The sequence below is a fragment of the Sphingobacterium yanglingense genome (assembly GCF_004363245.1).
In the GTDB taxonomy this organism is placed as follows: domain Bacteria; phylum Bacteroidota; class Bacteroidia; order Sphingobacteriales; family Sphingobacteriaceae; genus Sphingobacterium; species Sphingobacterium yanglingense.
Map to the genome: position 1 here is coordinate 150,025 of NZ_SNYV01000016.1, position 23,597 is coordinate 173,621.

Annotated in this window: 37 protein-coding genes; 3 read left to right on the forward strand and 34 right to left on the reverse strand. The window is 39.3% G+C overall.

From position 1 onward, the window contains the following. The first annotated feature begins 19 nt into the window (after positions 1 to 19). Entirely contained in the window at positions 20 to 1,489 is a 1,470-nt protein-coding gene (locus CLV99_RS16795; RefSeq protein WP_133585679.1) for a glycine--tRNA ligase, read from the forward strand. A 300-nt stretch (positions 1,490 to 1,789) separates the two neighbouring features. Next, on the forward strand, positions 1,790 to 1,981 hold the full coding sequence (rpsU, locus tag CLV99_RS16800; protein WP_133585680.1) for a 30S ribosomal protein S21: 192 nt from the start codon (positions 1,790 to 1,792) through the stop codon (positions 1,979 to 1,981). A gap of 63 nt (positions 1,982 to 2,044) precedes the next feature. On the opposite strand, the gene CLV99_RS16805 is transcribed toward rpsU, so the two are convergent. The 34 genes from CLV99_RS16805 to rplC all read right to left on the reverse strand — a co-directional run bounded on the left by CLV99_RS16805 (position 2,045) and on the right by rplC (position 22,416). Continuing rightward, a complete protein-coding gene (locus CLV99_RS16805) occupies positions 2,045 to 3,118 on the reverse strand; it encodes a M20 family metallo-hydrolase (RefSeq protein ID WP_133585681.1) in 1,074 nt (357 codons plus the stop codon). Continuing rightward, complete coding sequence (gene proC / locus CLV99_RS16810) at positions 3,111 to 3,911, reverse strand: pyrroline-5-carboxylate reductase (RefSeq protein WP_133585682.1); 801 nt, start codon at positions 3,909 to 3,911, stop codon at positions 3,111 to 3,113. The genes CLV99_RS16805 and proC overlap by 8 nt, the downstream gene beginning before the upstream one ends. A 172-nt stretch (positions 3,912 to 4,083) precedes the next feature. Next, positions 4,084 to 4,881 (reverse strand): acetylglutamate kinase, encoded by a 798-nt coding sequence (gene argB / locus CLV99_RS16815; RefSeq protein WP_133585683.1) that lies wholly within the window; start codon positions 4,879 to 4,881, stop codon positions 4,084 to 4,086. Between the two features lie 46 nt (positions 4,882 to 4,927). After that, complete coding sequence (locus tag CLV99_RS16820) at positions 4,928 to 5,893, reverse strand: Rossmann-fold NAD(P)-binding domain-containing protein (RefSeq protein ID WP_133585684.1); 966 nt, start codon at positions 5,891 to 5,893, stop codon at positions 4,928 to 4,930. A gap of 36 nt (positions 5,894 to 5,929) precedes the next feature. Continuing rightward, on the reverse strand, positions 5,930 to 7,066 hold the full coding sequence (locus CLV99_RS16825) for an aspartate aminotransferase family protein (RefSeq protein ID WP_133585685.1): 1,137 nt from the start codon (positions 7,064 to 7,066) through the stop codon (positions 5,930 to 5,932). 158 nt (positions 7,067 to 7,224) lie between these two features. Further along, the gene (gene rplQ / locus CLV99_RS16830; RefSeq protein WP_022829405.1) at positions 7,225 to 7,755 is read right to left on the reverse strand and encodes a 50S ribosomal protein L17; all 531 of its coding nucleotides are present in this window, start codon (positions 7,753 to 7,755) and stop codon (positions 7,225 to 7,227) included. Between the two features lie 166 nt (positions 7,756 to 7,921). Then, entirely contained in the window at positions 7,922 to 8,914 is a 993-nt protein-coding gene (locus tag CLV99_RS16835) for a DNA-directed RNA polymerase subunit alpha (RefSeq protein WP_021071236.1), read from the reverse strand. 93 nt (positions 8,915 to 9,007) lie between these two features. Then, a complete protein-coding gene (gene rpsD / locus CLV99_RS16840) occupies positions 9,008 to 9,616 on the reverse strand; it encodes a 30S ribosomal protein S4 (RefSeq protein ID WP_021071235.1) in 609 nt (202 codons plus the stop codon). A gap of 67 nt (positions 9,617 to 9,683) precedes the next feature. Further along, positions 9,684 to 10,073, reverse strand: coding sequence for a 30S ribosomal protein S11 (gene rpsK, locus CLV99_RS16845; protein ID WP_021071234.1), 390 nt, complete (start codon positions 10,071 to 10,073; stop codon positions 9,684 to 9,686). A 10-nt stretch (positions 10,074 to 10,083) separates the two neighbouring features. Beyond that, positions 10,084 to 10,461 (reverse strand): 30S ribosomal protein S13, encoded by a 378-nt coding sequence (gene rpsM, locus CLV99_RS16850; protein ID WP_021071233.1) that lies wholly within the window; start codon positions 10,459 to 10,461, stop codon positions 10,084 to 10,086. A 29-nt stretch (positions 10,462 to 10,490) separates the two neighbouring features. Beyond that, positions 10,491 to 10,607: a type B 50S ribosomal protein L36 gene (ykgO, locus tag CLV99_RS16855; RefSeq protein ID WP_021071232.1), complete on the reverse strand. Its 117-nt coding sequence runs from the start codon at positions 10,605 to 10,607 to the stop codon at positions 10,491 to 10,493. Between the two features lie 36 nt (positions 10,608 to 10,643). Beyond that, a complete protein-coding gene (gene infA, locus CLV99_RS16860; protein WP_079643278.1) occupies positions 10,644 to 10,862 on the reverse strand; it encodes a translation initiation factor IF-1 in 219 nt (72 codons plus the stop codon). A gap of 75 nt (positions 10,863 to 10,937) precedes the next feature. Beyond that, positions 10,938 to 11,720 carry a type I methionyl aminopeptidase gene (map, locus tag CLV99_RS16865; protein WP_133585686.1) on the reverse strand — a complete coding sequence of 261 codons (783 nt, stop codon included), beginning with the start codon at positions 11,718 to 11,720 and terminating at the stop codon, positions 10,938 to 10,940. Between the two features lie 9 nt (positions 11,721 to 11,729). After that, entirely contained in the window at positions 11,730 to 13,067 is a 1,338-nt protein-coding gene (gene secY, locus CLV99_RS16870) for a preprotein translocase subunit SecY (RefSeq protein ID WP_133585687.1), read from the reverse strand. A gap of 3 nt (positions 13,068 to 13,070) precedes the next feature. Beyond that, on the reverse strand, positions 13,071 to 13,517 hold the full coding sequence (gene rplO, locus CLV99_RS16875) for a 50S ribosomal protein L15 (RefSeq protein ID WP_133585688.1): 447 nt from the start codon (positions 13,515 to 13,517) through the stop codon (positions 13,071 to 13,073). Positions 13,518 to 13,629: 112 nt separating this feature from the next. Next, complete coding sequence (gene rpmD / locus CLV99_RS16880; RefSeq protein ID WP_079643274.1) at positions 13,630 to 13,809, reverse strand: 50S ribosomal protein L30; 180 nt, start codon at positions 13,807 to 13,809, stop codon at positions 13,630 to 13,632. A gap of 5 nt (positions 13,810 to 13,814) precedes the next feature. Beyond that, positions 13,815 to 14,333 carry a 30S ribosomal protein S5 gene (gene rpsE / locus CLV99_RS16885; RefSeq protein WP_079643273.1) on the reverse strand — a complete coding sequence of 173 codons (519 nt, stop codon included), beginning with the start codon at positions 14,331 to 14,333 and terminating at the stop codon, positions 13,815 to 13,817. A 12-nt stretch (positions 14,334 to 14,345) separates the two neighbouring features. Further along, the gene (gene rplR, locus CLV99_RS16890; RefSeq protein WP_133585689.1) at positions 14,346 to 14,699 is read right to left on the reverse strand and encodes a 50S ribosomal protein L18; all 354 of its coding nucleotides are present in this window, start codon (positions 14,697 to 14,699) and stop codon (positions 14,346 to 14,348) included. Between the two features lie 5 nt (positions 14,700 to 14,704). Next, positions 14,705 to 15,259, reverse strand: a complete 555-nt coding sequence (rplF, locus tag CLV99_RS16895) for a 50S ribosomal protein L6 (RefSeq protein WP_133585690.1) — start codon at positions 15,257 to 15,259, stop codon at positions 14,705 to 14,707. Positions 15,260 to 15,281: 22 nt separating this feature from the next. Beyond that, positions 15,282 to 15,680: a 30S ribosomal protein S8 gene (gene rpsH, locus CLV99_RS16900; RefSeq protein WP_021071223.1), complete on the reverse strand. Its 399-nt coding sequence runs from the start codon at positions 15,678 to 15,680 to the stop codon at positions 15,282 to 15,284. A 225-nt stretch (positions 15,681 to 15,905) separates the two neighbouring features. Continuing rightward, entirely contained in the window at positions 15,906 to 16,175 is a 270-nt protein-coding gene (gene rpsN, locus CLV99_RS16905; protein WP_133585691.1) for a 30S ribosomal protein S14, read from the reverse strand. Continuing rightward, on the reverse strand, positions 16,168 to 16,737 hold the full coding sequence (gene rplE, locus CLV99_RS16910) for a 50S ribosomal protein L5 (protein WP_133585692.1): 570 nt from the start codon (positions 16,735 to 16,737) through the stop codon (positions 16,168 to 16,170). The genes rpsN and rplE overlap by 8 nt, the downstream gene beginning before the upstream one ends. Beyond that, positions 16,737 to 17,078: a 50S ribosomal protein L24 gene (rplX, locus tag CLV99_RS16915; RefSeq protein WP_133585693.1), complete on the reverse strand. Its 342-nt coding sequence runs from the start codon at positions 17,076 to 17,078 to the stop codon at positions 16,737 to 16,739. Before rplX ends, rplE begins: the two co-directional genes overlap by 1 nt. Positions 17,079 to 17,080: 2 nt before the next feature. Further along, positions 17,081 to 17,449 (reverse strand): 50S ribosomal protein L14, encoded by a 369-nt coding sequence (gene rplN, locus CLV99_RS16920; protein WP_037498951.1) that lies wholly within the window; start codon positions 17,447 to 17,449, stop codon positions 17,081 to 17,083. A gap of 1 nt (position 17,450) precedes the next feature. After that, positions 17,451 to 17,705, reverse strand: coding sequence for a 30S ribosomal protein S17 (rpsQ, locus tag CLV99_RS16925; protein WP_133585694.1), 255 nt, complete (start codon positions 17,703 to 17,705; stop codon positions 17,451 to 17,453). 13 nt (positions 17,706 to 17,718) lie between these two features. Continuing rightward, complete coding sequence (gene rpmC / locus CLV99_RS16930) at positions 17,719 to 17,937, reverse strand: 50S ribosomal protein L29 (RefSeq protein ID WP_133585695.1); 219 nt, start codon at positions 17,935 to 17,937, stop codon at positions 17,719 to 17,721. Between the two features lie 95 nt (positions 17,938 to 18,032). Beyond that, entirely contained in the window at positions 18,033 to 18,455 is a 423-nt protein-coding gene (gene rplP, locus CLV99_RS16935; protein ID WP_133585696.1) for a 50S ribosomal protein L16, read from the reverse strand. Between the two features lie 58 nt (positions 18,456 to 18,513). Continuing rightward, the gene (gene rpsC / locus CLV99_RS16940) at positions 18,514 to 19,320 is read right to left on the reverse strand and encodes a 30S ribosomal protein S3 (protein WP_133585697.1); all 807 of its coding nucleotides are present in this window, start codon (positions 19,318 to 19,320) and stop codon (positions 18,514 to 18,516) included. 13 nt (positions 19,321 to 19,333) lie between these two features. After that, entirely contained in the window at positions 19,334 to 19,765 is a 432-nt protein-coding gene (gene rplV, locus CLV99_RS16945) for a 50S ribosomal protein L22 (RefSeq protein WP_133585698.1), read from the reverse strand. Positions 19,766 to 19,771: 6 nt separating this feature from the next. Beyond that, positions 19,772 to 20,038, reverse strand: coding sequence for a 30S ribosomal protein S19 (gene rpsS, locus CLV99_RS16950; protein ID WP_021071214.1), 267 nt, complete (start codon positions 20,036 to 20,038; stop codon positions 19,772 to 19,774). After that, positions 20,038 to 20,865, reverse strand: a complete 828-nt coding sequence (gene rplB, locus CLV99_RS16955) for a 50S ribosomal protein L2 (protein WP_133585699.1) — start codon at positions 20,863 to 20,865, stop codon at positions 20,038 to 20,040. The genes rpsS and rplB overlap by 1 nt, the downstream gene beginning before the upstream one ends. A gap of 6 nt (positions 20,866 to 20,871) precedes the next feature. Beyond that, the gene (gene rplW / locus CLV99_RS16960; protein WP_133585700.1) at positions 20,872 to 21,162 is read right to left on the reverse strand and encodes a 50S ribosomal protein L23; all 291 of its coding nucleotides are present in this window, start codon (positions 21,160 to 21,162) and stop codon (positions 20,872 to 20,874) included. 1 nt (position 21,163) lies between these two features. Beyond that, positions 21,164 to 21,793 (reverse strand): 50S ribosomal protein L4, encoded by a 630-nt coding sequence (gene rplD / locus CLV99_RS16965; protein WP_079643262.1) that lies wholly within the window; start codon positions 21,791 to 21,793, stop codon positions 21,164 to 21,166. Positions 21,794 to 21,798: 5 nt separating this feature from the next. Then, positions 21,799 to 22,416 (reverse strand): 50S ribosomal protein L3, encoded by a 618-nt coding sequence (rplC, locus tag CLV99_RS16970; protein ID WP_133585701.1) that lies wholly within the window; start codon positions 22,414 to 22,416, stop codon positions 21,799 to 21,801. 271 nt (positions 22,417 to 22,687) lie between these two features. Here rplC and CLV99_RS16975 point away from each other — a divergent pair, with 271 nt between their 5' ends. Then, positions 22,688 to 23,536 (forward strand): DUF3078 domain-containing protein, encoded by an 849-nt coding sequence (locus CLV99_RS16975; protein ID WP_133585702.1) that lies wholly within the window; start codon positions 22,688 to 22,690, stop codon positions 23,534 to 23,536. Positions 23,537 to 23,597 lie beyond the last annotated feature (61 nt).

Genomic DNA, 23,597 nt, shown 5'->3' on the forward strand with positions numbered 1-23,597 from the left:
TTTTATATATTTGCGCCTTATGAGCAAGCAAACAGACGATTTATTTAAAAATATAGTATCACATGCCAAAGAGTACGGTTTCGTATTCCAGTCGAGTGAGATCTATGATGGCCTTAGTGCGGTGTATGATTATGGTCAGCTAGGTTCTGAGTTAAAGAACAACCTAAAGACCTACTGGTGGAAATCCATGGTGCAATTAAATGAGAATATAGTAGGTATAGACTCTGCTATATTTATGCACCCTACAATATGGAAAGCCTCTGGACACGTCGATGGATTTAACGATCCGATGATTGATAATAAAGACTCCAAAAAACGGTACCGTGCAGATCAGCTTATCGAAGACAAAATCGACCGTTATGAAAAAGACGGTAAATCGGATAAAGCCGCACAGCTCCAGAAAGATCTTGATGACGCACTGAACAACGATGATCTAGCGCGTTTGAAAACTATAATTGAAGAGCATAATATCGTCTGTCCTATCTCTGGAACTAAAAACTGGACTGATGTCAGACAATTCAACCTTATGTTTGCTACCCAGATGGGAGCTATGGCAGACGGCGCTGAACAAGTATATCTACGTCCTGAAACCGCACAGGGTATCTTTGTAAACTTTCTCAATGTCCAAAAGACAGGAAGAATGAAAGTTCCTTTTGGTATCGCGCAAATTGGTAAAGCTTTCCGTAATGAAGTTATTGCCCGTCAATTTATCATGCGTATGCGTGAATTTGAACAGATGGAGCTTCAATTTTTCGTACGTCCTGGTACAGAACTGGAATGGTATGAAAAATGGAAAGAGACACGCTTAAAGTGGCATTTGGCCTTAGGTTCAGATCCTGCCAAATACCGTTACCACGATCACGTTAAATTAGCGCACTATGCTAACGCGGCAGTTGATATCGAGTATGATTTCCCTTTTGGTTTTAAAGAAGTAGAAGGAATACACTCCCGTACAGATTTCGATCTAAAACAACACCAGGAGTTCTCCAAGAAGAAGATGCAATATTTCGACCCAGAAATAAATCAGAACTACATTCCTTATGTTGTAGAAACATCTGTAGGATTAGATCGTTTATTCCTAACGGTATTCGCTAATTCACTGGTACATGAAGATCTATCTACAGAAGAGAAACAAGACTCTAGAGTGGTATTAAAATTCCACCCTGCAATAGCTCCTGTCAAAGCAGCAATATTCCCTTTGACTAAAAAAGACGGTCTTCCAGAAAAAGCAAGAGAAATCATGAACAAATTGAAGTTAGACTTCAATATGCAGTATGATGAAAAAGATGCCATTGGTAAACGCTACCGTCGCCAAGATGCAATAGGAACACCTTATTGTATTACCGTGGATCATCAAACACTAGAAGACAACACCGTCACAATCCGTCACCGTGACAGCATGGAGCAGGAACGTGTCGCTATCGACCAACTAAGAACTATAATCGGAGACTTAGTGAGCTGGAATAACCTGTTAGATCAGTTATCATAGATTCTAAAATTTAGTCCTTATTGGACATCCTTATAGGGCACGCACTATATCTAGTGCGTGCTTTTTTTACGCAATTTATTCGTGGTGAACACCATATCTAGCTTTCCTTATACCAGACAACCTGATTTAAGTTCCCTTTTTCACTAAAACCAAAAAATGAACAGCTAGCACTGAAAAAAACAATTTTCCATTGAAGAATCTAAAACTGCTAAGAACAGCCAGATTATTTGCAAATGTCAAAGCAAAACAGTATATTCTTAGTTCATCATTTAAAGGGAAAGAAAGGAGGTATAATCGTAAATGATCATTGTTAACGTCAAAGAAGGCGAATCTTTAGACCGCGCACTTAAGCGCTTTAAGAAAAAGTTCAGTAATACAGGTGTGTTAAAGGAACTACGTGCCCGCCAGGCTTATGAAAAAAAATCTGTAGCTAAGCGGACACAACGAAAAAAAGCTATATATAAACAATCTCTTAATCAAGAGAATATGTAAAGCTATAAAAAACAACAGCGAGTCATAGGCTCGCTGTTGTTCTTATAGTATAGTCGAGAAAAGCTAAAGAATAACCTCTTTCAACAACTGTATATAAAAATCGATTCCAGCAGCAATTTCATCTTCATATATAAACTCGTCGGCAGCATGAGATCGCGCCGAATCCCCTGGTCCAACTTTCAAGGAGGGAATCGGCAACAATGCCTGATCGCTCATGGTTGGGCTACCATATATTTTTTTTCCAAACTTCAACCCTGCTTTAACGATAGGATGGTCCACAGCTATTGTCGACGGATTTAAACGCGTGGATCTCGCTGCCACTTGCGATTTGATGTTCTCACGGATAATAGCTAAAACTTCTTCGTTCTGATAAACATCGGTAGTCCGCACATCTACAACGTATCTACATGTTGCAGGTACCACATTATGCTGCGTACCTGCATCAATCATTGTCACAGACATCTTAATAGGCCCCAAAAACTGAGACTGCTTCGAAAACTGATAGGATTTAAACCAATTTATATCCTCAATAGCATTATAAATCGCATTGACTCCTTCTTCACGTGCCGCATGGCCTGATTCCCCATGTGCTACACAATCCAAGACCATCAGTCCTTTCTCGGCAATCGCTAAATCCAGCAATGTAGGTTCACCAACAATTGCAAAATCGCAGGGAACAATATGCCTATAAGCCTCCTCAATCCCTTTTTTACCAGAAATCTCTTCTTCTGCTGAAGCAATTAAACACAGGTTGTACCTTAAATCTTCAGTATTATAAAAATATAGAAATGTCGCTATCAAGGAAACTAAGCATCCACCCGCATCATTACTACCTAATCCATATAGCTTTCCTCCCTCACGGAGTGGTGAAAATGGATCGTTAGTGTAACCAGGATTTGGCTTGACCGTATCATGATGGGAGTTTAGTAAAATAGTCGGCTTATCTTTATCGAAAAATTTATTGTAAGCAATCACGTTATTCCCGATACGTTCAATACTGGATACCCCTCGAGTTTCTAGAAAATTGCTTAATAGCGTAGCCGTATCCGCCTCCTCCTTACTAAAAGAAGGAATAGATATCATTTTCGACAACAGTTCAATGCTATCGTCAGTCAATAACGCTAAATTACTATTCATTATATAAACCACCTGCCTTTAGAGCTGAAAGCTTAATTCCTTTTATAAAGGCTGAACTGAAGCCATTATGCTCCATCTCATTTAATCCAGCTATAGTACAACCTTTTGGAGAAGTCACCTTATCAATCTCACTCTCCGGATGGTTATTCGTCTGTAATAATAAATCTGCCGCTCCCTTGGCTGTCTGAACAGCCATCTTTAAGGCATCATGTGCATGAAAGCCAATTTCAACACCTCCTTGAGAAGCAGCGCGTATCGCTCTTAGAAAAAAAGCAATCCCGCAAGCACATAACGCTGTCGCGGATGTCATAAGATCTTCATTAATCACGACTACCGAACCTACAGACTCAAAAATACGCTCTACCTTAGCTATAGCGTCGGCTGGGGCATTATCTGTAGCAATACAAGTCATAGACTGCCCTATCGCAATCGCCGTATTTGGCATGGCACGTACCACAGTACAATCCTCCCCCAATATTGCTTTAACATCCTGACATGAAACACCCGATGCTACCGAAACAACAAGCTGACCTTTACTAAGGCTTCCTGAGATTTCCTCCATCACTTTTTTAATCTGTTGCGGGAGTACTGATAATACGATTATTTCTGCACCTTGAATAGCTTCCTTATTATTGCTACTTGTTCCAAAACCAAGAGATCTCTCCTCTTCTAGAGCAGCAATAGAACGTCTTGTTAACACAATTTCCTCTGGGCGGTAGTACCCAGTGCTTACCAATCCCTTTGCAAGGGAAAAACCAATATTACCAGAACCAATTATAGTGAGCTTATTCATATGTAAATAATTATCTTCGATGAGCTCGCAAGCTCGGTTTGTTTTTCAGTTATCATTAACTTGTGCCGATTGTCTTCGATTAATTCCTTGTGTCGCTTTATCAGAATGGAATATCCAGATTATCCAAAATAGTATGCTCGTGGATACTCCATCCTAAATGAGACTAGACAGCCTATTTTATAACCAGACGTGTACCAAATTTTTGCTGTTGAAATAAATGTAAATTAGTGGCATTGCCAATATACACGGATTTTACACCTTTATTAATAGCGTCAAAGGCATTCTGTAGCTTCGGAATCATTCCATCACTGATAACGCCTTGTTCTTTATAGCCTTCAAATTGCTTAGCTGTAATTGTCTCTATAACCGAATTGTCGTCCATAACATCAGTCAACACTCCATTTTTCTCAAAACAGTATATTAATGAGGTGTCATACAATCCTGACAAGGAAGTGGATAATGCAGAGGCTATCGTATCTGCATTGGTATTTAACAACTGTCCGTTACCGTTATGAGTAATCGCAGAAAAAACCGGAGTAAATCCAGCTTCCAAAAATTTCTTAATGGCCAGGGTATTCACTGAATCGGCTAAAATATCACCCACAAAACCGTAATCAATTTCGCGCACAGGGCGTTTTACTGATTTAATTACATTTCCATCAGCCCCACTAAGGCCTATCGCATCGCACTGATGCTTTTGCAGACAGGCTACAATCCTTTTATTCGTCAACCCAGCATACACCATAGTAACAACGTCCAGCATCTCCTTATCAGTAACCCTTCTTCCTTCGACCAATTTAGCTTCGATTCCCAACCTAGCACCTAGGCGAGTGGCGATTTTTCCGCCACCATGTACCAAAATCTTTTTACCTGGTATAGCAGCAAATTTCTCTAAAAAAGCCTCTAACTGAATATCATCATCAATTACATTGCCTCCTATCTTAATAATATTCAATGTACTATTCGACATAGTTTAATTTAAAAGTCAAAAACTAAAAACAGCTGTCCGCGTTTGGTTATTTTTCCAAACTTTCCAACATCCGCTTCAAAACAACTTGGGCGGCCCATACCCGATTACTTGCCTCTTTAATCACTAAGGAATTTGGTCCATCTAATATTTCCGACGACAATTCCAAATCCCGGCGAACGGGTAGACAGTGCATAACCTTCGCGTCGTTTGTCAATGACAGCTTCTGATTATTCATCATCCAGTCTTCCGAAACCGGGTATACCTCGCCATATTCCTTATAGGAAGACCAATTCTTGACGTATACAAATTCCGCTCCCGAAAGCGCTTCGTTCAGATTATTTGTAATCGTGGCACCTTTGGTAAAATCCTCGGACAGCTCATAACCAGCAGGATGTGCTACGGTAAATTCTACTAGGCCTTGTTCCTGGGCCTTGCTCATCCACTCGGCGAAGGAGTTAGGCACAGCTTGTGGCAATGCTTTGACATGTGGAGCCCAAGCTAGAACAACCTTAGGTTTATCGACCTGCTTATGCTCCGTAATTGTTATAAGGTCTGTCAGACTCTGCAAGGGGTGCCTCGTAGCACTCTCCAATGAAACCACAGGAACACCACAAAACTTGATAAACTTATTGAACAGGTCTTCATTATAGTCTGCTTCTTTATCTTTCAAAGAAGGGAAACTACGCAACCCTAAAATATCGCAATATTCTCCCATTACGGCCGCAGCCTCGCGTATATGCTCTACGGTAGTTCCATTCATAACGACACCATCCTGGGTCTCTAGAGCCCATCCGTCCTTGTCCATATTCATCACCATCACATTCATACCTAGATTCATTGCAGCCTTCTGGGTACTAAGGCGTGTACGGAGACTCGGATTCAAAAACACCAAGCCTAAGGTTTTATATTTACCTAACAATTCATTAGCATTAGGATTAGCCTTTAGTTGAAGTGCTTCTTGTACAACTTCTTCTAGGCTATCAACGTCTTCAACGGAAAAAAACTTCTTCATCTTCTAAAAATAATTATTATTACGAAAAGTCCCTAACTATGCCTCCTTCAATCTCTCCTCTAAAGCTTCTAAAAATCTATCCGCAATACCTTTATCTATATTCAGAGCCGGAAGAATACGGATAACATTAGGCTTTGCTTCTCCTGTAAAAATCCGATTCTTGGTCAGCAAATCCTTCTTTACATTAGATAGCTCTACAGGGAGGTCGATTCCAATCATCAACCCTCTACCTCTGACTTCATTAATTCTATCGAACGCCTTCAATTCAGAAATCAGGTATTGTCCCACCTCACGTGCATTGTCCATTAAGCTCTCTGCTTGAAAGATTTCTAGAACAGAAACCGCTGCTGCACAAGCTAAATGATTACCACCGAAAGTCGTGCCCAACAAGCCGTAGGAAGCTTTATATTTTGGAGAAATACTAATCGCGCCAATAGGAAATCCATTTCCCATTCCCTTGGCCATCGTATAGATATCCGCGTTGACATCCGCGTAGTCATGCGAATAAAAGATACCCGTTCTTCCGTAGCCACACTGTACTGAATCAGCGATAAATGTAGCTCCATACTTGTCACATAATTCTCTGATCAGCCGCAGAAACGAAACAGAAGCTTCACGTATACCACCAACACCTTGTATACCTTCTATTATGACAGCCGCAATCTCCTCTCCATAGTCGGAAAACGCTGCGGACAATGCCTCCACATCATTAAAGGGCAAGAAAACAGCATTCTCTGTTTGATTCACTGGGGCTACAATAGCCGGATTATCTGTAACTGCTACAGCCAATGATGTACGTCCATGAAAAGATTTAGAAAACGAAATTACTTTTTTCCTCCCAGTATGAAAAGAAGCGAGTTTCAAGGCATTTTCGTTAGCCTCTGCTCCCGAATTACACAAAAACAAAGCGTAATCTTCCTTCCCAGAAACCTCCCCCAGCAACTTCGCTAATCGCTTCTGAATCGGAATTTCGATAGAATTGGAATAAAAACCAATTTCGTTAAGTTGCGATGTAATCGAATGAACATAATGCGGATGCGTATGCCCTACCGAAATGACTGCATGACCTCCATACAAGTCTAAATACTCGTTACCTTCAGCATCCCAAACAGCTGAGCCTTTGGCTCTCACGATATTAATTGGGTTGACAGGGTAAACATCAAACAAATCCATGAGCCTGATATTATTTAAGGTTGATAAAAAACTGTGTACAAATATAGTTAAGACATACTTAATACACTATGAAAAAACAGTTTAAAATATTCGAAAAAAAAGAACAAAAAAAGCCTATCATCAGCGATGATAGGCTTTCATATCTAGAAGATAAAAAATTAGTCTTTTTTCTCTTCTGTAGCAGGAGCTTCTTCAGTAGTAGCAGCTTCTTCAGCTTTTACTTCTTCAACAGCAGTTTCTACTACCTCTGTGCCTTCAGCGCCTTTTTTCTTAGCACCACCGCGGCGACGAGTAGTTTTCTTCTCAGCTTTAGCTTCTTTGCCATAGACTTCGTTGTAATCTACCAACTCGATGAAAGCCATCTCAGCGTTATCGCCTAAACGGTTTTCCATCTTAATGATACGAGTATAACCTCCTGGACGTGTAGCTACTTTCTCAGATACTTCACGGAACAAAATAGTTACCGCTTCTTTATCTTTCAAATAAGCAAATACAGTACGACGAGAGTGTGTTGTATCGTTTTTAGATTTTGTAATCAAGGGCTCAACGTAAGTACGTAATGCTTTAGCTTTCGCTAAAGTAGTAGTGATACGTTTGTGTTTGATTAATGAAGTCGCCATATTAGCTAACATCGCCTTACGGTGACTGTCAGTGCGGCCTAAGTGATTTACTTTTTTTCCGTGTCTCATTTTCTTAGTGTTTTTTCGTGCGTACCGTCCTTCGTCAGAGCAGCGAGTAAAGCCTGAGGTTCAAGGACTTTATTTCAATTTAAAATTCGGTCCTTTATTCCGCTACTGGGTTCTTTGCTCACGACAAGGGGAATTACGCAACAGGTCGCTTTATTTTAATTTATTATTATTCTTCGTCTAGTTTAAACTTCGACAAGTTCATTCCGAATGATAAACCTTTCGATTTAACCAATTCTTGAATTTCACTTAAAGATTTTTTACCGAAGTTACGGAACTTCAACATATCAGCTACGTCGTAAGTTACTAACTCAGCCAAAGTACGAATATCCGCCGCTTTCAAACAGTTCAATGCACGTACTGAAAGATCTAAGTCTACTAACTCTGTTTTCAAGACCTTACGCATATGTAAGATTTCTTCGTCAACAACTTTAGTTTCTTCTTTAGCTTGAGACTCCAACAACATGTTCTCATCAGAGAACAACATAAAGTGTTGTATAAGAATACGAGCAGCTTCTTTCAAAGCGTCTTCTGGGTGAATCGAACCATCTGTAGAAATATCCAACAACAATTTCTCGTAGTCAGTTTTTTGTTCTACACGGTAGTTTTCAATAGTATATTTGACATTCTTAATCGGAGTGTAGATAGAATCTATAGCGATTAGCCCTACAGGTCCATCAACTACTTTATTCTCTTCTGCATTTACGTAACCACGTCCCTTAGCAACAGACAACTCTACTTCAATAGTAACAGAGCTCTCCATATTACAGATTACGAAGTCTGGATTCAATACAGTAAAGTTGTTAGAAAACTTAGTTATATCACCAGCTTTGAATTGTTCTTGACCATTGATAACTACAAAAATCTTCTCGCTGTCACCTTGTTCACCTGTTTTTTGAAAACGAACTTGTTTCAAGTTAAGGATAATCTCAGTTACGTCTTCTGCTACACCTTTAATCGTAGAGAATTCGTGTGACACGCCCGAAAATCTTACCGACGTAATTGCATATCCTTCTAGAGAGGACAATAAAATACGGCGTAAAGCATTACCAATAGTAACACCAAAACCTGGCTCTAATGGACGAAATTCGAAAGTACCATCAAAATCTGTAGATTTTTGCATGATAACTTTATCCGGTCTTTGAAATGCTAAAATTGCCATTTATAATATTTTAATATTTTTCAACAATGTGTATCTTAACGGCATATGCATAACTCCTTTATCGTGAAAGGAATTATGCATAGCTATTAATTATTATTTAGAGTACAACTCTACGATTAAGTTCTCTTTAATATTCTCAGGAATATCAGCACGCTCTGGGTATGTTAGGAACTTACCTGTCAATCCTTTAGCGTCCCACTCTAACCAACCGTATTTGTTGATTGTTCTTCCTGCTACAGAATTAGAGATAGCCTCTAAAGCTTGTGAGCGCTCACGAACCGCGATGACATCACCTGGACGAATGCTATATGATGGAATGTTAACGACATTACCGTTAACAGTAATATGCTTGTGTGAAACTAACTGACGAGCAGCAGCGCGAGTAGTTGCGATACCTAAACGGTATACAACATTATCCAAACGAGCTTCTAATAACTTCAAGAAGTTCTCACCTGTAATACCTTGCTTTGCAGCCGCTTTTACGAATAGGTTAGAGAACTGACGCTCTAAAACACCGTAAGTATATTTAGCTTTTTGTTTTTCTAACAACTGAATAGCGTATTCAGATTGTTTTCCTCTTCTTTTAGATGGACCATGTTGTCCAGGAGGATAATTCTTTTTCTCTAATGCTTTATCAGGGCCAAAAATTGGTTCTCTGAATTTACGTGCAATTTTGGACTTAGGTCCTGTATATCTTGCCATTTCTTTCTCTGTTTGAAGTATCTATCAGCCTTTAACTGATGAATCTTAATCTTAAACAATAATATTATTAAACTCTTCTACGTTTTGGAGGACGACAACCGTTGTGAGGAAGTGGAGTAATATCCTTGATAGTAGTTACATCAATTCCTACAGTTTGTAAAGTACGGATAGCAGACTCACGTCCAGCACCTGGTCCTTTAACGAAAACCTCAACTTTGCGCAATCCTAAATCGTGAGCAACTTTACCACAGTCACTTGCTGCTTGTCCTGCTGCATATGGAGTGTTCTTTTTAGAACCTCTAAAGCCCATTTTACCAGCCGACGACCATGAGATAGTTTGACCAGAATTATTAGTCAAAGTGATAATAATGTTATTAAAAGTAGCATTGATGTGAGCTTGACCAACAGGCTCAATTACAACGATACGTTTTTTTGCGACTTTTTTGCTTTTAGCCATTTCTTACTTGTTATTTAGTAGCTTTTTTCTTGTTTGCAACTGTTTTACGTTTTCCTTTACGGGTACGTGAGTTGTTTTTTGTACGTTGACCACGAACTGGTAAATGTTTACGGTGACGTAAACCACGGTAACAACCAATATCCATCAAACGTTTGATGTTCAATTGAACCTCTGAACGCAAAGCACCTTCTACTTTGATTTCGTCATTAATAATTGTACGAATAGCAGCCAATTGATCATCGTTCCACTCGGAAACTTTAACATCTTGACTAATACCTGCTTTATCTAAGATATAAGCGGCAGTCGCACTACCAATACCAAAAATGTAGGTAAGGCCGATAACTCCTCTTTTGTTTTTAGGTAAATCTATACCTGATATCCTTGCCATATAATATTTTAAGCGATTTTGTTAATTAATTATCCCTGACGTTGTTTGAATTTAGGGTTCTTTTTGTTGATTACAAAAATCTTTCCTTTACGACGGATGATCTTACAATCCGCACTACGTTTTTTTACTGATGCTCTTACTTTCATTTTACTAAATTATTAAGCTCTTCGCAGAGCAATACCTTATTTATAACGATATGTTATCCTTCCTTTAGTCAAATCATAAGGAGACATTTCCAACTTAACCTTGTCTCCAGGTAAAATCTTGATATAATGCATCCGCATTTTACCAGAAATATGAGCAATAATTTCGTGCCCATTCTCTAATTCTACCCTAAACATAGCATTAGATAATGCTTCTTTGATAACACCGTCTTGTTCTATCGAGGCTTGTTTAGCCATATATCAATTACTTATTAACGTTTTATAGCCTGCACCAACAGGAGTGCAAAGATAAATAAAAATATTGAAACCCAACTACTTTTTATTCAAAACTTTCTCTACCTCATCAAAATTCAACAAGACATCTGGCTGTCCCTTTCGTATAGCAACCATCTGTTCAAAATGTGCAGACAGCTTACCATCGATTGTACTTACAGTCCATCCGTCTTCCCAAAAACGGACTCCACTTTTCCCGGCATTAATCATTGGTTCAATACAAATCACCAATCCCGGTTCTAATTTAGGTCCCGAACCACGCTTTCCATAGTTAGGCACTTCAGGCTTCTCATGCAAATGCAATCCGACTCCATGCCCTACCAACTCCCTTACAATTCCAAAATTATAAGGTTGCACGTATTCTTGAATCGCAGATGAAATATCTCCAACTCGCTTGCCAGCTACAGCTTGCTCCACGCCTTTGTACAAAGATGCTTTTGTCACATCCAACAATTGCTGAGCTTCAGCCGAGACCTCACCTATTCCAAATGTGTACGCAGAATCAGAAATGAAACCTTTTAGGTTAACACCTCCATCGACGGATACCAAATCTCCATCCTTAATCTCGTAGTTGCTAGGAAACCCGTGAACTATTTGATCATTTACAGAAATACATAGGGAATAAGGGAAACCATGATAATTCAAAAATGCTGGTGTACCACCATTGTCATGAATAAAATCATAAGCCAACTTGTCTAATGACAACGTTGTTATCCCAGGCTTTATAACTTTAGCGATTTCGGCAAGTAAATGCGAGAGTACATTTGCAGACTCTCGCACTTGCTCGATTTGTTCTTCTGTTTTATAAATTACTTTAGACATCTAAAGATATTAAATAGCAGATTGATCATATCCTTCAACACCAGTAGCTGAACGACCTTTAACTCTTCCTGTCTTCATTAAGCCATCGTAATGACGCATTAACAAATGTGACTCGATTTGTTGAAGGGTATCCAATACCACACCTACTAGAATCAATAGTGAAGTACCGCCATAAAAATGTGCAAACTGGTTGTTAACACCTGCAGCACTAGCTATAGCTGGCATAATAGCAATGATTGCTAAAAATACTGCACCAGGGAAAGTAATACGGGAAATTACATTATCTATAAATAGATTCGTATCATATCCCGGTTTTATCCCAGGTACAAATCCCCCGTTCTTCTTCATGTCTTCTGACATCTGTTGCGGATTTACCATAATAGCGGTATAAAAGAACGTGAATGCAATAATCAATACTGCAAACGTCACATTGTACGCTACCGAAGTAAAATTAGTCAATGATGTTAGAAAATCAGATTGAAGATTCGGGAAGAACTGCGCCAATGACATTGGTAAAAACATTATCGCCTGCGCGAAGATAATTGGCATTACACCTGCAGCATTCACCTTTAAAGGGATATACTGACGTACGCCACCTACCTGCTTATTTCCAACAATCTTTTTCGCATACTGAACCGGAATTTTGCGCACCCCTTGAACGATCAAAATAGTAAAGATCACAATGAAGAATAACGCGATACCCTCGATCAAGATAGGGATGATACCACCACCGCTTGGACTCATTCTTGATGCCCATTCAGCAACTGCCCCTCCAGGCAATTGTGCGATAATACCCGCCATAATGATTAAAGAAATACCATTTCCGATACCTTTATCGGTGATTTTCTCACCCAACCACATCACAAACAACGTACCCGCAGTCAAAACAATAGCAGCAAGAACAGTGAACATAGGGTCTGCAATAGTTTTTGCAGCTGGTTCAATTTGAGTTTTAACGTAAGCTACAGCTTGCACTAATGTGATCGCCAACGTCAGATAACGAGTTATCTGCGTCATTTTCTTACGGCCAGACTCACCTTCTTTTTGCATTTTCTGAAATGCAGGAACAGCAATCCCCAATAATTGTACAACGATTGATGCAGAAATATAAGGCATTACACCTAAAGCAAAGATAGCCGAACGAGAGAAAGATCCCCCAGCAAACATATCCAAAAGACCAAGAAGCCCTTCTTTTTGCCCTGTAGCTAATGCATCTGGATTAACACCTGGCAATACCACGTGACATCCAATACGATAAATAAGAAGAAATAATAACGTATTGATAATACGATTACGTAAATCTTCAATTTTCCATATATTGGTTAAGGTTGTGATTAGTTTCTTCATGTATTAAAGTTTTACGATGGAACCGCCTGCAGCTTCGATAGCTTTCTGAGCTGAAGCTGAAAAAGCATGTGCTTTAACTTCAACTTTAGCACTGAACTCTCCACGGCCTAAAACTTTTACTAAGTCATTTTTAGAAACTAAACCATGCTCTTTCAATGTATCGAAATCAACTACCGTAAGGTTGTATTTTTCTACTAAACTTTGTAAAACGTCTAAGTTTACACCATTGTATTCAACACGGTTTGCATTTTTGAAACCAAACTTAGGTACGCGACGTTGCAAAGGCATCTGACCACCTTCGAAACCAATCTTGGTAGAGTGTCCTGAACGGGATCCAGCACCTTTGTGACCACGAGTAGATGTACCACCACGACCGGAACCTTGACCACGACCTATACGTTTTCTGCTTTTTGTTGAACCAACTGCTGGTCTTAAATTACTTAAGTTCATTTTAAACTAAGATTATGTTGCGCCTTCGCTTTCACTAAACAGGTCACAACGATTAACAATTAAATTATAAACAACTAATGGAAAGAACCGAAATTCTTTCCATAGTGTTATTTTAGATAGTCTCAATAGCTACTAAGTGGTTCACTTTACGAACCATACCGATAATAGCCGGTGTAGCCTCTACTTCTACTGAGTGGTTGATCTTTCTCAGACCTAAAGCCTCAATAGTTTTCTTTTGGCGCTCGCTTCTGTCGATAACGCTCTTTATCTGGGTGATTTTAATTTTTGCCATGATAATTAACCGTTAAATACTTTATTTAAATCGACACCGCGGTGTTGAGCCACTGTATATGCGTCGCGCATATTAGCTAAAGCATCGATTGTTGCTTTTACCACGTTGTGCGGGTTAGATGATCCTAAAGATTTTGCTAATACGTCTTTGATACCAGCAGACTCCAATACAGCACGCATCGCACCACCTGCCAATACTCCTGTACCACCTACAGCTGGCTTGATCAATACCGAACCACCTGAAAATTTACCGTATTGCTCATGAGGAACAGTTCCTTTAATGATAGGAACTTTTACCAAATTTTTCTTTGCATCATCGATACCTTTAGTGATAGCTTCAGTTACCTCTTTAGCTTTTCCTAAACCGAAACCAACGATTCCGTTTTCGTCACCAACTACTACGATAGCAGAAAAACTGAAAGTACGACCACCTTTAGTTACTTTCGCTACACGCTGGATGCTTACTAAGCGATCTTTTAATTCAATCTCGCTTGATTTTACTCTTTTAATATTGCTTAATGCCATTTTTTCTATCAATTAAAAGTCTAAACCGCCTTCGCGAGCACCTTCTGCCAATGATTTCACACGGCCGTGATACAAGTACCCATTACGGTCAAAAACTACTTTACTAATACCTGCTGCTACTGCTTTCTCAGCAACTAATTTACCAACAGCTTTAGATTGCTCTACTTTATTGCCTGCTGCTACAAAATCCTTTGACAAGCTAGAAGCTGAAGCCAAAGTTTTACCTGTAGTATCGTCAATAACTTGAGCATAGATACCTTTATTTGATCTGAAAACAGACAAACGAGGACGCTCAGTTGATCCAGCCAGGTGTTTTCTTATTCCCTTTTTGATTCGCTCTCTGCGAGTTGTTTTAATTCCTGCCATGGTTATTATTTTTTAGCTGATTTACCTGCTTTTCTTCTTAATACTTCACCTACAAACTTAACACCTTTACCTTTGTAAGGCTCTGGTTTACGGAAGCTGCGGATTTTCGCGGCTACTTGTCCGATTAATTGTTTGTCAGTTGATTCCAAAGTAATAGTAGGGTTTTTACCCTTCTCAGCAGTTGTTGTAACTTTAACTTCCTGTGGCAATACGAAAACAATCGGGTGAGAGAAACCTAGGGTCAACTCTAATGTGTTACCGTTGTTAGCCGCACGGTAACCGACACCGACTAACTCTTGTGTAGTTTTGTAACCTTCTGTTACACCGATAACCATATTCTGGATCAATGCGCGGTACAACCCGTGTAATGCTTTGTGTTTTTTCTGCTCAGTAGGACGAGATACGATGATATTACCATCTTCTTCTTTAACAGTGATGTCGCTATCTACTTTCTGAGTTAATTCACCTTTAGGACCTTTTACTGTTAACAGATTCTTGTCTGATACAGAAATCGATACTCCCGAAGGAATAGCGATAGGTGCTTTTCCAATTCTTGACATGTCTTTGTGTGTTTTTCCTAGATTAATAAACGTAACATAAAACTTCACCACCAACATTCTGTAGGCGGGCTTCTTTGTCTGTCATTACTCCTTTAGAAGTTGACAAAACAGCAATTCCCAAACCGTTCAAAACGCGAGGCATGTTTTCAACACTTGCATACTTTCTTAAACCAGGTTTACTCACACGTGTCAATGTGCGAATAGCCGGTACTTTGCTAATCGGGTTATACTTCAACGCGATTTTGATAGAACCTTGAGGTCCTTCTTCTACGAATTTGTAATTAGCAATGTAACCTTTATCAAAAAGAACTTTAGTAATTTCTTTTTTTAGGTTCGATGCAGGAATTTCAACAACCCTATGGTTGGCCTTAATGGCATTCCTTACTCGTGTAAGGTAATCCGCTATTGGATCTGTATTCATTATGTAATAAAATTGTGATAATGGTTTCAAACCCCGACCATCGGGACAAGACCTATTATCTGTAAATAAAATTTCCGTTATAAAACCTATTCGAGCGCATTAGTCTAAAAAAGCAGCTCAAACAGGCTCAAAATCCATTGGAATCAATTAATTTCAATGAAAAAACCCGATAAATCCTTTAAATAAAAGGATTTATCCGGGCAAAAGTAAGTATTTTTTTAAAACTTACCAAGAAGCTTTAGTAATTCCCGGGATCTTTCCGTCCAATGCCATCTCACGGAAAGTTACACGTGAGATACCGAATTGGCGCATATATCCTTTAGGACGTCCTGTTAATTTGCAACGGTTGTGCAATCTAACCGGAGAAGCATTCTTTGGTAATTTATCTAATCCAGCATAATCACCTGCTTCTTTCAAAGCCGCGCGTTTTGCTGCATACTTAGCTACCAATTTTTGACGCTTTACTTCGCGTGCTTTTAATCCTTCCTTAGCCATTGTTGTTCGAGTTTTGATTTTTGAATGGTAAACCGAATTGTTTTAATAACTCCAATGCTTCGATGTCATTTTGAGCTGAAGTTACAAACGTGATATCCATACCAGCGATTTTATTGATTTTATCAATGTTGATCTCTGGGAAGATGATCTGTTCAGTAACCCCTAGATTGTAGTTACCTCTACCGTCAAATCCTTTATCGTTGATTCCACGGAAGTCACGAATACGTGGTAGAGAAACTGCGATCAAACGATCTAAGAACTCATACATATTATTGTCACGTAGTGTTACGCGAGCTCCAACAGGCATTCCTTTACGAAGTTTGAAGTTAGAGATATCTTTCTTCGATTTCGTAGGTACAGCTTGCTGACCAGTAATCATTGTCATCTCAGCGATAGCGCTATCGATTAATTTTTTATCTGCAGTAGCAGCTCCGATACCTTGTGATACAACTATCTTCTCAAGTTTCGGAACTTGCATAATGCTTTTATACTGGAATTTTTCTTTAAGCGCAGTACGGATCTCTTCCGCATATTTTGCTTTTAATCTTGGTACGTAAGTCATTATTTAATTTCCTCCCCTGATTTTTTAGCGTAACGAACTATTTTACCCTCTTCATTAACTCTGCGTCCTACGCGAGTAGGCTTTCCTGTTTTAGGATCGATCAACGCTAAGTTAGAGATAGTGATAGCAGCTTCTTTCTCAATAATACCACCTTGAGGATTAGCTGCGCTTGGTTTAGTGTGTTTTTTCACGATGTTAGCGCCTTCAACGACAGCTCTATTAGTGTCCACTAAAATAGACAATACTTTTCCTTGAACACCTTTAGAGTTACCAGCGATAACTTTCACTAAATCACCTTTTTTGATCTTGATTTTGTGAGTTGTTTTTGTTTTCTGTGCCATAATTATAAAACCTCCGGTGCTAGTGATACAATTTTCATAAACTGCTTCTCACGTAATTCACGAGCTACTGGGCCGAAAATACGTGTTCCACGTGGTTCATCGTTGTTGTTTAACAATACTGCAGCGTTATCATCGAAACGAATGTAAGAACCATCTTTACGACGGATTTCTTTCTTAGTACGTACGACAACTGCTTTAGATACTGATCCTTTTTTTACGTTTCCTGAAGGGATAGCGCTTTTTACGGTAACAACGATCTTATCACCGATTGATGCATAACGCTTGCGCGTTCCGCCCAATACACGGATTACTAAAACTTCTTTAGCACCGCTATTGTCAGCTACATTTAGTCTTGATTCCTGTTGTACCATGTTATTTAGCTCTTTCTAAAATTTCAACTAATCTCCAGTTCTTTGTTTTACTCAGCGGACGAGTTTCCATAATTAATACCGTGTCGCCGATACCGCAGGTATTTGTTTCGTCATGAGCTTTGAATTTAGTAGTTTTCTTAACGAATTTACCGTAAATAGGGTGTTTTACTTTACGCTCAACTGCTACTACGATAGATTTTTCCATCTTGTTGCTAACTACTAAGCCGATTCTTGTTTTTCTTAAATTTCTTTCCATTTCGACTTAAATTTTACGCCTCAGAGGCTGTTTCAGATTTTGCTGCATTTTTACGCTTTGAAACCTCAGTAGAGATACGAGCGATATTTTTGCGAGCTGCTTTAAGAACGTTAGGGTTCTCAATAGCAGAAACAGCGTGTGCAAATTTTAACTTGTTTAAAGCAGCTTTCTCTTCTACGAGTTTAGCTGTTAAAGCTTCTGTTGTTAATTCTACGATTTCTGAATTCTTCATTTTTTTCAGTGTTGTGCTGGGTTATCAAATATGTTTATGTAGAGCCTTGTGGGTAACGGCCACAAGGCTTAAACTATTGACATTACCAACGATTTTTATGCTTCAACGTAATCTCTACGTATAACAAACTTAGTCTGTACCGGCAATTTTTGAGCTGCTAAACGCAATGCTTCTTTTGCGACCTCTAAAGGCACACCTTCAGCTTCGAATAACATACGTCCTGGGCGAACTACGGCTACCCAATACTCGGGAGCACCTTTACCTTTACCCATACGTACCTCTGCAGGCTTTTTAGTAACCGGTTTATCAGGGAAGATACGGATCCATACTTGACCTTCACGTTTCATGAAACGTGTTACGGCGATACGAGCTGCCTCAATCTGACGGCTGGTGATCCATGCTTCTTCCATTGATTTGATACCGAAAGAACCGAAAGCTAACTCCGCTCCACGTGAAGCGTTACCTTTCATACGGCCTTTCTGCATCTTTCTGAACTTCGTTCTTTTTGGCTGTAACATGTTCGTATTTTATTTAAATCCCGACCTTTGTCGGGACACTTTTAAATCTTGTTATTAATTAATCTCTTTTTGCTGCACCACGGTTGTTGCCACCACGAGCTCCGCCACGATTGTTGTTGTTATCACGGCGAGGACCACGGTTATTACCGCCACGGTTATCGCGACGATCAGCACCGCCTTCATTGCCACCACGAGTTTTTACGTTCGAAGTTTGACCGATGTTAGGAGATAAGTCACGTTTACCGTAAACTTCACCTTTACAGATCCATACTTTGATACCGATTTTACCGTAAGTAGTCAATGCTTCAGCTAATGCATAGTCGATGTCAGCACGTAACGTATGAAGAGGAGTTCTTCCTTCTTTATACTGCTCTGTGCGCGCCATCTCAGCACCACCTAAACGGCCTGAACACATAATTTTGATACCTTCAGCACCCATACGCATTGTAGAAGCGATAGAAGTTTTCATTGCACGACGGAATGAAATCCTTGCTTCTAATTGCTTAGCTACGCCTTCGGCTACCAACTTAGCATCAAGCTCTGGACGTTTGATCTCGAAAATGTTGATTTGAACATCCTTTTTAGTCAGTTTCTTCAACTCTTCTTTGATCTTGTCTACTTCTTGTCCGCCTTTACCGATAACGATTCCTGGACGTGCTGTGTGGATAGTAACCGTAACACGCTTTAGAGTTCTTTCAATAACTACTTTTGCTACACCGCCTTTAGCGATACGAACAGAAAGATATTTTCTGATTTTTTCGTCCTCAACTAATTTATCGGAATAGTTTTTTCCGCCGAACCAGTTAGAGTCCCATCCTTTGATGATACCTAATCTGCTACCAATTGGATTTGCTTTTTGTCCCATTCTTATTAATAAATTAGTTGTTAACGTTATTTAAACTATCTACTACCAAAGTTACGTGGTTAGAACGCTTACGAACTCTATATCCACGACCTTGTGGAGCTGGACGTAATCTTTTCAATTGGCGTCCACCGCCTACAGATACTTCCTTTACGAACAAAGCGCTGTCTGCTACTGAAGAACCTTCGTTTGCAGCTTCCCAGTTTTTAATTGCTGATAATAACAATTTTTCAACACGAGCAGCAGCTTCTTTACCTGTATGCTTAAGAATATAAAGAGCGTTTTCTACTTTTTCGCCACGGATCAGATCCACTACCAAACGCATCTTACGAGGTGAAGTAGGGCAATTCAATAACTTAGCAGTAGAAGCTCCTCCTACTTGAGCCTTTTCCTGCTCTTTGCGCTGTCTAATTAAGACAGATTTTTTGAGTTTTTTTGTTGCTTCCATTACCTATTATTTTTTCTTTTCTGCGTGGCCTTTGAATGTACGCGTAGGCGCAAATTCACCAAGCTTGTGACCGACCATATTTTCTGTTACATAAACAGGGATAAATTTATTCCCGTTGTGCACTGCGAAGGTATGGCCAACGAAATCAGGAGAAATCATTGATCTACGCGACCAAGTTTTGATTACTGATTTTTTGTTTGATTCATTCTGAGAAAGAACTTTTCTTTCTAAGTTGTGATCGATATAAGGACCTTTTTTAATTGAACGAGCCATTATTTTTTCCTTCTTTCAATGATGTAACGATTCGATGTTTTCTTCTTGTAGCGTGTTTTGTAACCTTTAGCCAACACTCCTGTACGTGAGCGTGGTTGACCTCCAGATGTACGGCCTTCACCACCACCCATAGGGTGATCGACAGGGTTCATTGCAACACCACGAACGCGAGGACGACGGCCTAACCAACGTTTACGACCAGCCTTACCTAATACCTCGTGTGCTCTTTCAGCATTTGATACTGAACCAATAGTTGCAACACAAGTCAACAAGATCATACGAGTCTCACTAGAAGGTAACTTGATAATAGCATATTTACCATCACGAGCAGACAATTGTGCGTACGTACCAGCCGAACGAGCGATTGAGCCACCTTGTCCTGGGTTCAATTCAATATTGTGAATGATAGAACCTAAAGGAATATTTGCTAATGGTAATGTATTACCTACTTCTGGAGCAACTTTTTCACCAGCGACTACGGTTTGACCAACTTGTAAACCTGTTGGAGCAATGATGTAACGCTTCTCACCATCAGCATAGTGCAATAAAGCAATACGTGCTGTACGGTTAGGATCATATTCTATAGTAGCTACTGTTGCAGGGATATCTTTCTTATCGCGTTTGAAATCTATAATACGGTAAACTTTCTTGTGTCCACCACCGATATAACGCATAGTCATTTTACCGGATTTATTACGTCCACCCGATCTTTTGTTGCTTCCTACTACTAATGACTTTTCAGGGACATTTGTAGTAACGTCAGAATAGTTTGCACCTACTCTGAAACGCGTACCAGGGGTTACCGGTTTGAATCTTTTAACTGCCATCTCTAATTATATAACGCTGTAAAAGTCAATAGTTTCACCATCTTTAATTGTAATGACGGCCTTTTTATATTTCGGAGCTCTTCCAGATACAAAGCCAGCTTTAGTATAACGGCTTTTTGCTTTTCCAGCTATAACTGAAGTATTTACTGCAACTACAGTCACACCAAACATTTCTTGAATAGCAGTTTTAATCTGAATTTTGTTTGCTCTATGATCTACTTTGAAAGCATAACGGTTTAATTTCTCCGTTAATAATGAAGCTTTCTCAGTTAAGATAGGTTTTTTAATAATTTCCATATTACTTAGCTAATGCTTCCTCCAAAGTTTTAACAGAATCTGCTGTCAACAATAATTTAGTAGCGTTCAATACATCATATGTATTTAAATCTGATGCTACTACAACTTTTGCTTTCTTCAAGTTTCTGCTTGATAAATAAACATTGTTATCGTAAGCTGGCAACACTAAAAGTGTTTTCTCGTCAGCAACGTTTAATGCGTTTACTAAAGACACATAGTTTTTAGTTTTGATAGTATCGAAACTAACTGCATCTAAAACAACTACATTGTTCTCTTGTGCTTTGTACGACAATGCCGATTTACGTGCTAATTGCTTCAATTTTTTGTTCAATTTAAAGCTATAGTCACGAGGTTGAGGACCGAATACACGACCACCACCATTAAACAATGGAGATTTGATAGAGCCCGCACGAGCACCACCAGTACCTTTTTGTTTGTGTAATTTACGAGTAGAACCCGCAATCTCATTACGTTGTTTTGACTTGTGCGTTCCTTGACGTTGATTTGCTAAGTACTGCTTAACATCTAAGTAGATTGCATGGTCGTTTGGCGTTACACCAAATACTGATTCAGGAAGTTGCACCTTGGCACCTGTTTCTTTACCTGATAAATTTAATACGTTAACTTCCATCTCTACTATTTGTCTACGATTACATAAGAACCTTTAGCTCCAGGGATGGAACCACTAACAACGATTAGGTTTTGCTCAGCATAAACTTTCAAAACTTGTAAGTTCTGAACTTTCACTCTGTCTCCACCTGTACGACCTGCCATGCGCATTCCTTTGAATACACGGGAAGGCCAAGAAGCGGCACCAATTGAACCCGGCGCGCGTAGTCTGTTGTGCTGACCGTGAGTCGCACCACCTACACCACCAAAGCCATGACGCTTCATTACACCTTGAAAACCTTTACCTTTAGAAGTTCCGACTACATCTACGTACTCTCCTTCTTCAAATAAAGTTACATCAACGATGTCTCCTAGTCCTTTCTCATCCTCGAAAGTTTTGAATTCAACTAGTTTACGCTTAGGAGTCACTCCTGCTTTTGCAAAGTGTCCTTTTAAAGGAGCGGTCGTGTTCTTTTCCTTAGCATCATCATAGCCAAGCTGAACTGCCGAATAACCGTCCTTCTCTACCGTACGTATATGCGTTACCACGCACGGCCCAGCCTCGATTACTGTACATGGGATATTCTTCCCATCAGCGTTGAACAGGCTGGTCATTCCTACTTTTTTACCAATAATTCCTGACATTTTTTTATATAAATTAATTAAAGTCCATCGAAGCAGTAGGGCTTCGCTCAAGACATACTTTTCCCAATAAGGGACTGCAAAGGTAAAAAGTTTTTTATAACTATCAAATAGTTAATGCATTATTTTTTTTCCAACAACAAAGAATATACCGACAAATTTCAATTATTCATCGAATGATGATAAAATAACACTAAAATCCTACTATATTTGTTATTAATTAAAAAGTCAAACTTATGAAAAAACATTTTTACTATCCACGACATTATTCCTATTGGGACTAGGCTCTGTTGTTGCACAAACTGACAACGACAAAAGATGGACTATCAAAGGAGAAAACACCTTTTTAATCAACCAGAGCACGTTTTCGAATTGGGCAGCGGGGGGAATAAACTCTTTCGCTGGTAACTTAATTTTCAATTATGATTTCAACTACAAAAAAGACAATTGGAGTTGGGACAACAAGGTACTAGCTGCTTATGGCCAAACCTTCCAAAAAGAAACCGATTGGAGAAAGAATGATGACCGTTTTGTCTACACTTCCCTCGTGGGACGCAAAATGACTGAAAAGTTATTATACACTTTCTTCACAAATTTCAACACACAATTTGCCAAGGGCTATAAGTACAATGCCGATGGTACTGACAAATTACTATCAGCAGGTTTTGCTCCGGCATACTTGACCTTCGGTCCAGGTATTGCATTTAAGGAGTCCGACAATTTTAGAGTAAACGTTTCGCCAGCTGCAGCACGCTTCGTATTCGTTACGAACAAAGATATAGACGAGAGACTCTACGGTCTTGACGAGGGCAAAAAATCACGTTTCGAATTTGGTGCTTCATTAGACGCCTACTATAAGATCAATCTTATGGAAAACATCTCTTTTGAAAACATCTTAAAACTATACTCAAATTACAAAGAGAAACCACAAAACGTAGATGTTGATTACACGGCTAATCTTTTCATGAAAGTCAACAAATTTGTCAACGTTAATGCGGGAGTACAGTTGATCTATGATGACAATACAAAAATTCCTCTCTTTGAAAACGGACAACCTGCAGGAACAGGGGCTAGACTACAAGTAAAACAGGTTCTAGGAGCTGGAGTCACTTACAAATTTTAACAACAAATACCCTTTAAACACAGAGGCCCAGTGTAAACTGGGCCTTACTTTTTACAAAAAA

Excerpts from the sequence above, each read along its gene's own strand:
- CLV99_RS16795 (WP_133585679.1), top strand. The coding sequence starts at position 20 with ATGAGCAAGCAAACAGACGATTTATTTAAAAATATAGTATCACATGCC.
- rpsU (WP_133585680.1), top strand. The coding sequence starts at position 1,790 with ATGATCATTGTTAACGTCAAAGAAGGCGAATCTTTAGACCGCGCACTT.
- CLV99_RS16805 (WP_133585681.1), bottom strand. The coding sequence starts at position 3,118 with ATGAATAGTAATTTAGCGTTATTGACTGACGATAGCATTGAACTGTTG.
- proC (WP_133585682.1), bottom strand. The coding sequence starts at position 3,911 with ATGAATAAGCTCACTATAATTGGTTCTGGTAATATTGGTTTTTCCCTT.
- argB (WP_133585683.1), bottom strand. The coding sequence starts at position 4,881 with ATGTCGAATAGTACATTGAATATTATTAAGATAGGAGGCAATGTAATT.
- CLV99_RS16820 (WP_133585684.1), bottom strand. The coding sequence starts at position 5,893 with ATGAAGAAGTTTTTTTCCGTTGAAGACGTTGATAGCCTAGAAGAAGTT.
- CLV99_RS16825 (WP_133585685.1), bottom strand. The coding sequence starts at position 7,066 with ATGGATTTGTTTGATGTTTACCCTGTCAACCCAATTAATATCGTGAGA.
- rplQ (WP_022829405.1), bottom strand. The coding sequence starts at position 7,755 with ATGAGACACGGAAAAAAAGTAAATCACTTAGGCCGCACTGACAGTCAC.
- CLV99_RS16835 (WP_021071236.1), bottom strand. The coding sequence starts at position 8,914 with ATGGCAATTTTAGCATTTCAAAGACCGGATAAAGTTATCATGCAAAAA.
- rpsD (WP_021071235.1), bottom strand. The coding sequence starts at position 9,616 with ATGGCAAGATATACAGGACCTAAGTCCAAAATTGCACGTAAATTCAGA.
- rpsK (WP_021071234.1), bottom strand. The coding sequence starts at position 10,073 with ATGGCTAAAAGCAAAAAAGTCGCAAAAAAACGTATCGTTGTAATTGAG.
- rpsM (WP_021071233.1), bottom strand. The coding sequence starts at position 10,461 with ATGGCAAGGATATCAGGTATAGATTTACCTAAAAACAAAAGAGGAGTT.
- ykgO (WP_021071232.1), bottom strand. The coding sequence starts at position 10,607 with ATGAAAGTAAGAGCATCAGTAAAAAAACGTAGTGCGGATTGTAAGATC.
- infA (WP_079643278.1), bottom strand. The coding sequence starts at position 10,862 with ATGGCTAAACAAGCCTCGATAGAACAAGACGGTGTTATCAAAGAAGCA.
- map (WP_133585686.1), bottom strand. The coding sequence starts at position 11,720 with ATGTCTAAAGTAATTTATAAAACAGAAGAACAAATCGAGCAAGTGCGA.
- secY (WP_133585687.1), bottom strand. The coding sequence starts at position 13,067 with ATGAAGAAACTAATCACAACCTTAACCAATATATGGAAAATTGAAGAT.
- rplO (WP_133585688.1), bottom strand. The coding sequence starts at position 13,517 with ATGAACTTAAGTAATTTAAGACCAGCAGTTGGTTCAACAAAAAGCAGA.
- rpmD (WP_079643274.1), bottom strand. The coding sequence starts at position 13,809 with ATGGCAAAAATTAAAATCACCCAGATAAAGAGCGTTATCGACAGAAGC.
- rpsE (WP_079643273.1), bottom strand. The coding sequence starts at position 14,333 with ATGGCATTAAGCAATATTAAAAGAGTAAAATCAAGCGAGATTGAATTA.
- rplR (WP_133585689.1), bottom strand. The coding sequence starts at position 14,699 with ATGGCAGGAATTAAAACAACTCGCAGAGAGCGAATCAAAAAGGGAATA.
- rplF (WP_133585690.1), bottom strand. The coding sequence starts at position 15,259 with ATGTCAAGAATTGGAAAAGCACCTATCGCTATTCCTTCGGGAGTATCG.
- rpsH (WP_021071223.1), bottom strand. The coding sequence starts at position 15,680 with ATGAATACAGATCCAATAGCGGATTACCTTACACGAGTAAGGAATGCC.
- rpsN (WP_133585691.1), bottom strand. The coding sequence starts at position 16,175 with ATGGCTAAGGAAGGATTAAAAGCACGCGAAGTAAAGCGTCAAAAATTG.
- rplE (WP_133585692.1), bottom strand. The coding sequence starts at position 16,737 with ATGACTTACGTACCAAGATTAAAAGCAAAATATGCGGAAGAGATCCGT.
- rplX (WP_133585693.1), bottom strand. The coding sequence starts at position 17,078 with ATGGCACAGAAAACAAAAACAACTCACAAAATCAAGATCAAAAAAGGT.
- rplN (WP_037498951.1), bottom strand. The coding sequence starts at position 17,449 with ATGGTACAACAGGAATCAAGACTAAATGTAGCTGACAATAGCGGTGCT.
- rpsQ (WP_133585694.1), bottom strand. The coding sequence starts at position 17,705 with ATGGAAAGAAATTTAAGAAAAACAAGAATCGGCTTAGTAGTTAGCAAC.
- rpmC (WP_133585695.1), bottom strand. The coding sequence starts at position 17,937 with ATGAAGAATTCAGAAATCGTAGAATTAACAACAGAAGCTTTAACAGCT.
- rplP (WP_133585696.1), bottom strand. The coding sequence starts at position 18,455 with ATGTTACAGCCAAAAAGAACGAAGTTCAGAAAGATGCAGAAAGGCCGT.
- rpsC (WP_133585697.1), bottom strand. The coding sequence starts at position 19,320 with ATGGGACAAAAAGCAAATCCAATTGGTAGCAGATTAGGTATCATCAAA.
- rplV (WP_133585698.1), bottom strand. The coding sequence starts at position 19,765 with ATGGAAGCAACAAAAAAACTCAAAAAATCTGTCTTAATTAGACAGCGC.
- rpsS (WP_021071214.1), bottom strand. The coding sequence starts at position 20,038 with ATGGCTCGTTCAATTAAAAAAGGTCCTTATATCGATCACAACTTAGAA.
- rplB (WP_133585699.1), bottom strand. The coding sequence starts at position 20,865 with ATGGCAGTTAAAAGATTCAAACCGGTAACCCCTGGTACGCGTTTCAGA.
- rplW (WP_133585700.1), bottom strand. The coding sequence starts at position 21,162 with ATGGAAATTATTAAAAAACCTATCTTAACTGAGAAAGCTTCATTATTA.
- rplD (WP_079643262.1), bottom strand. The coding sequence starts at position 21,793 with ATGGAAGTTAACGTATTAAATTTATCAGGTAAAGAAACAGGTGCCAAG.
- rplC (WP_133585701.1), bottom strand. The coding sequence starts at position 22,416 with ATGTCAGGAATTATTGGTAAAAAAGTAGGAATGACCAGCCTGTTCAAC.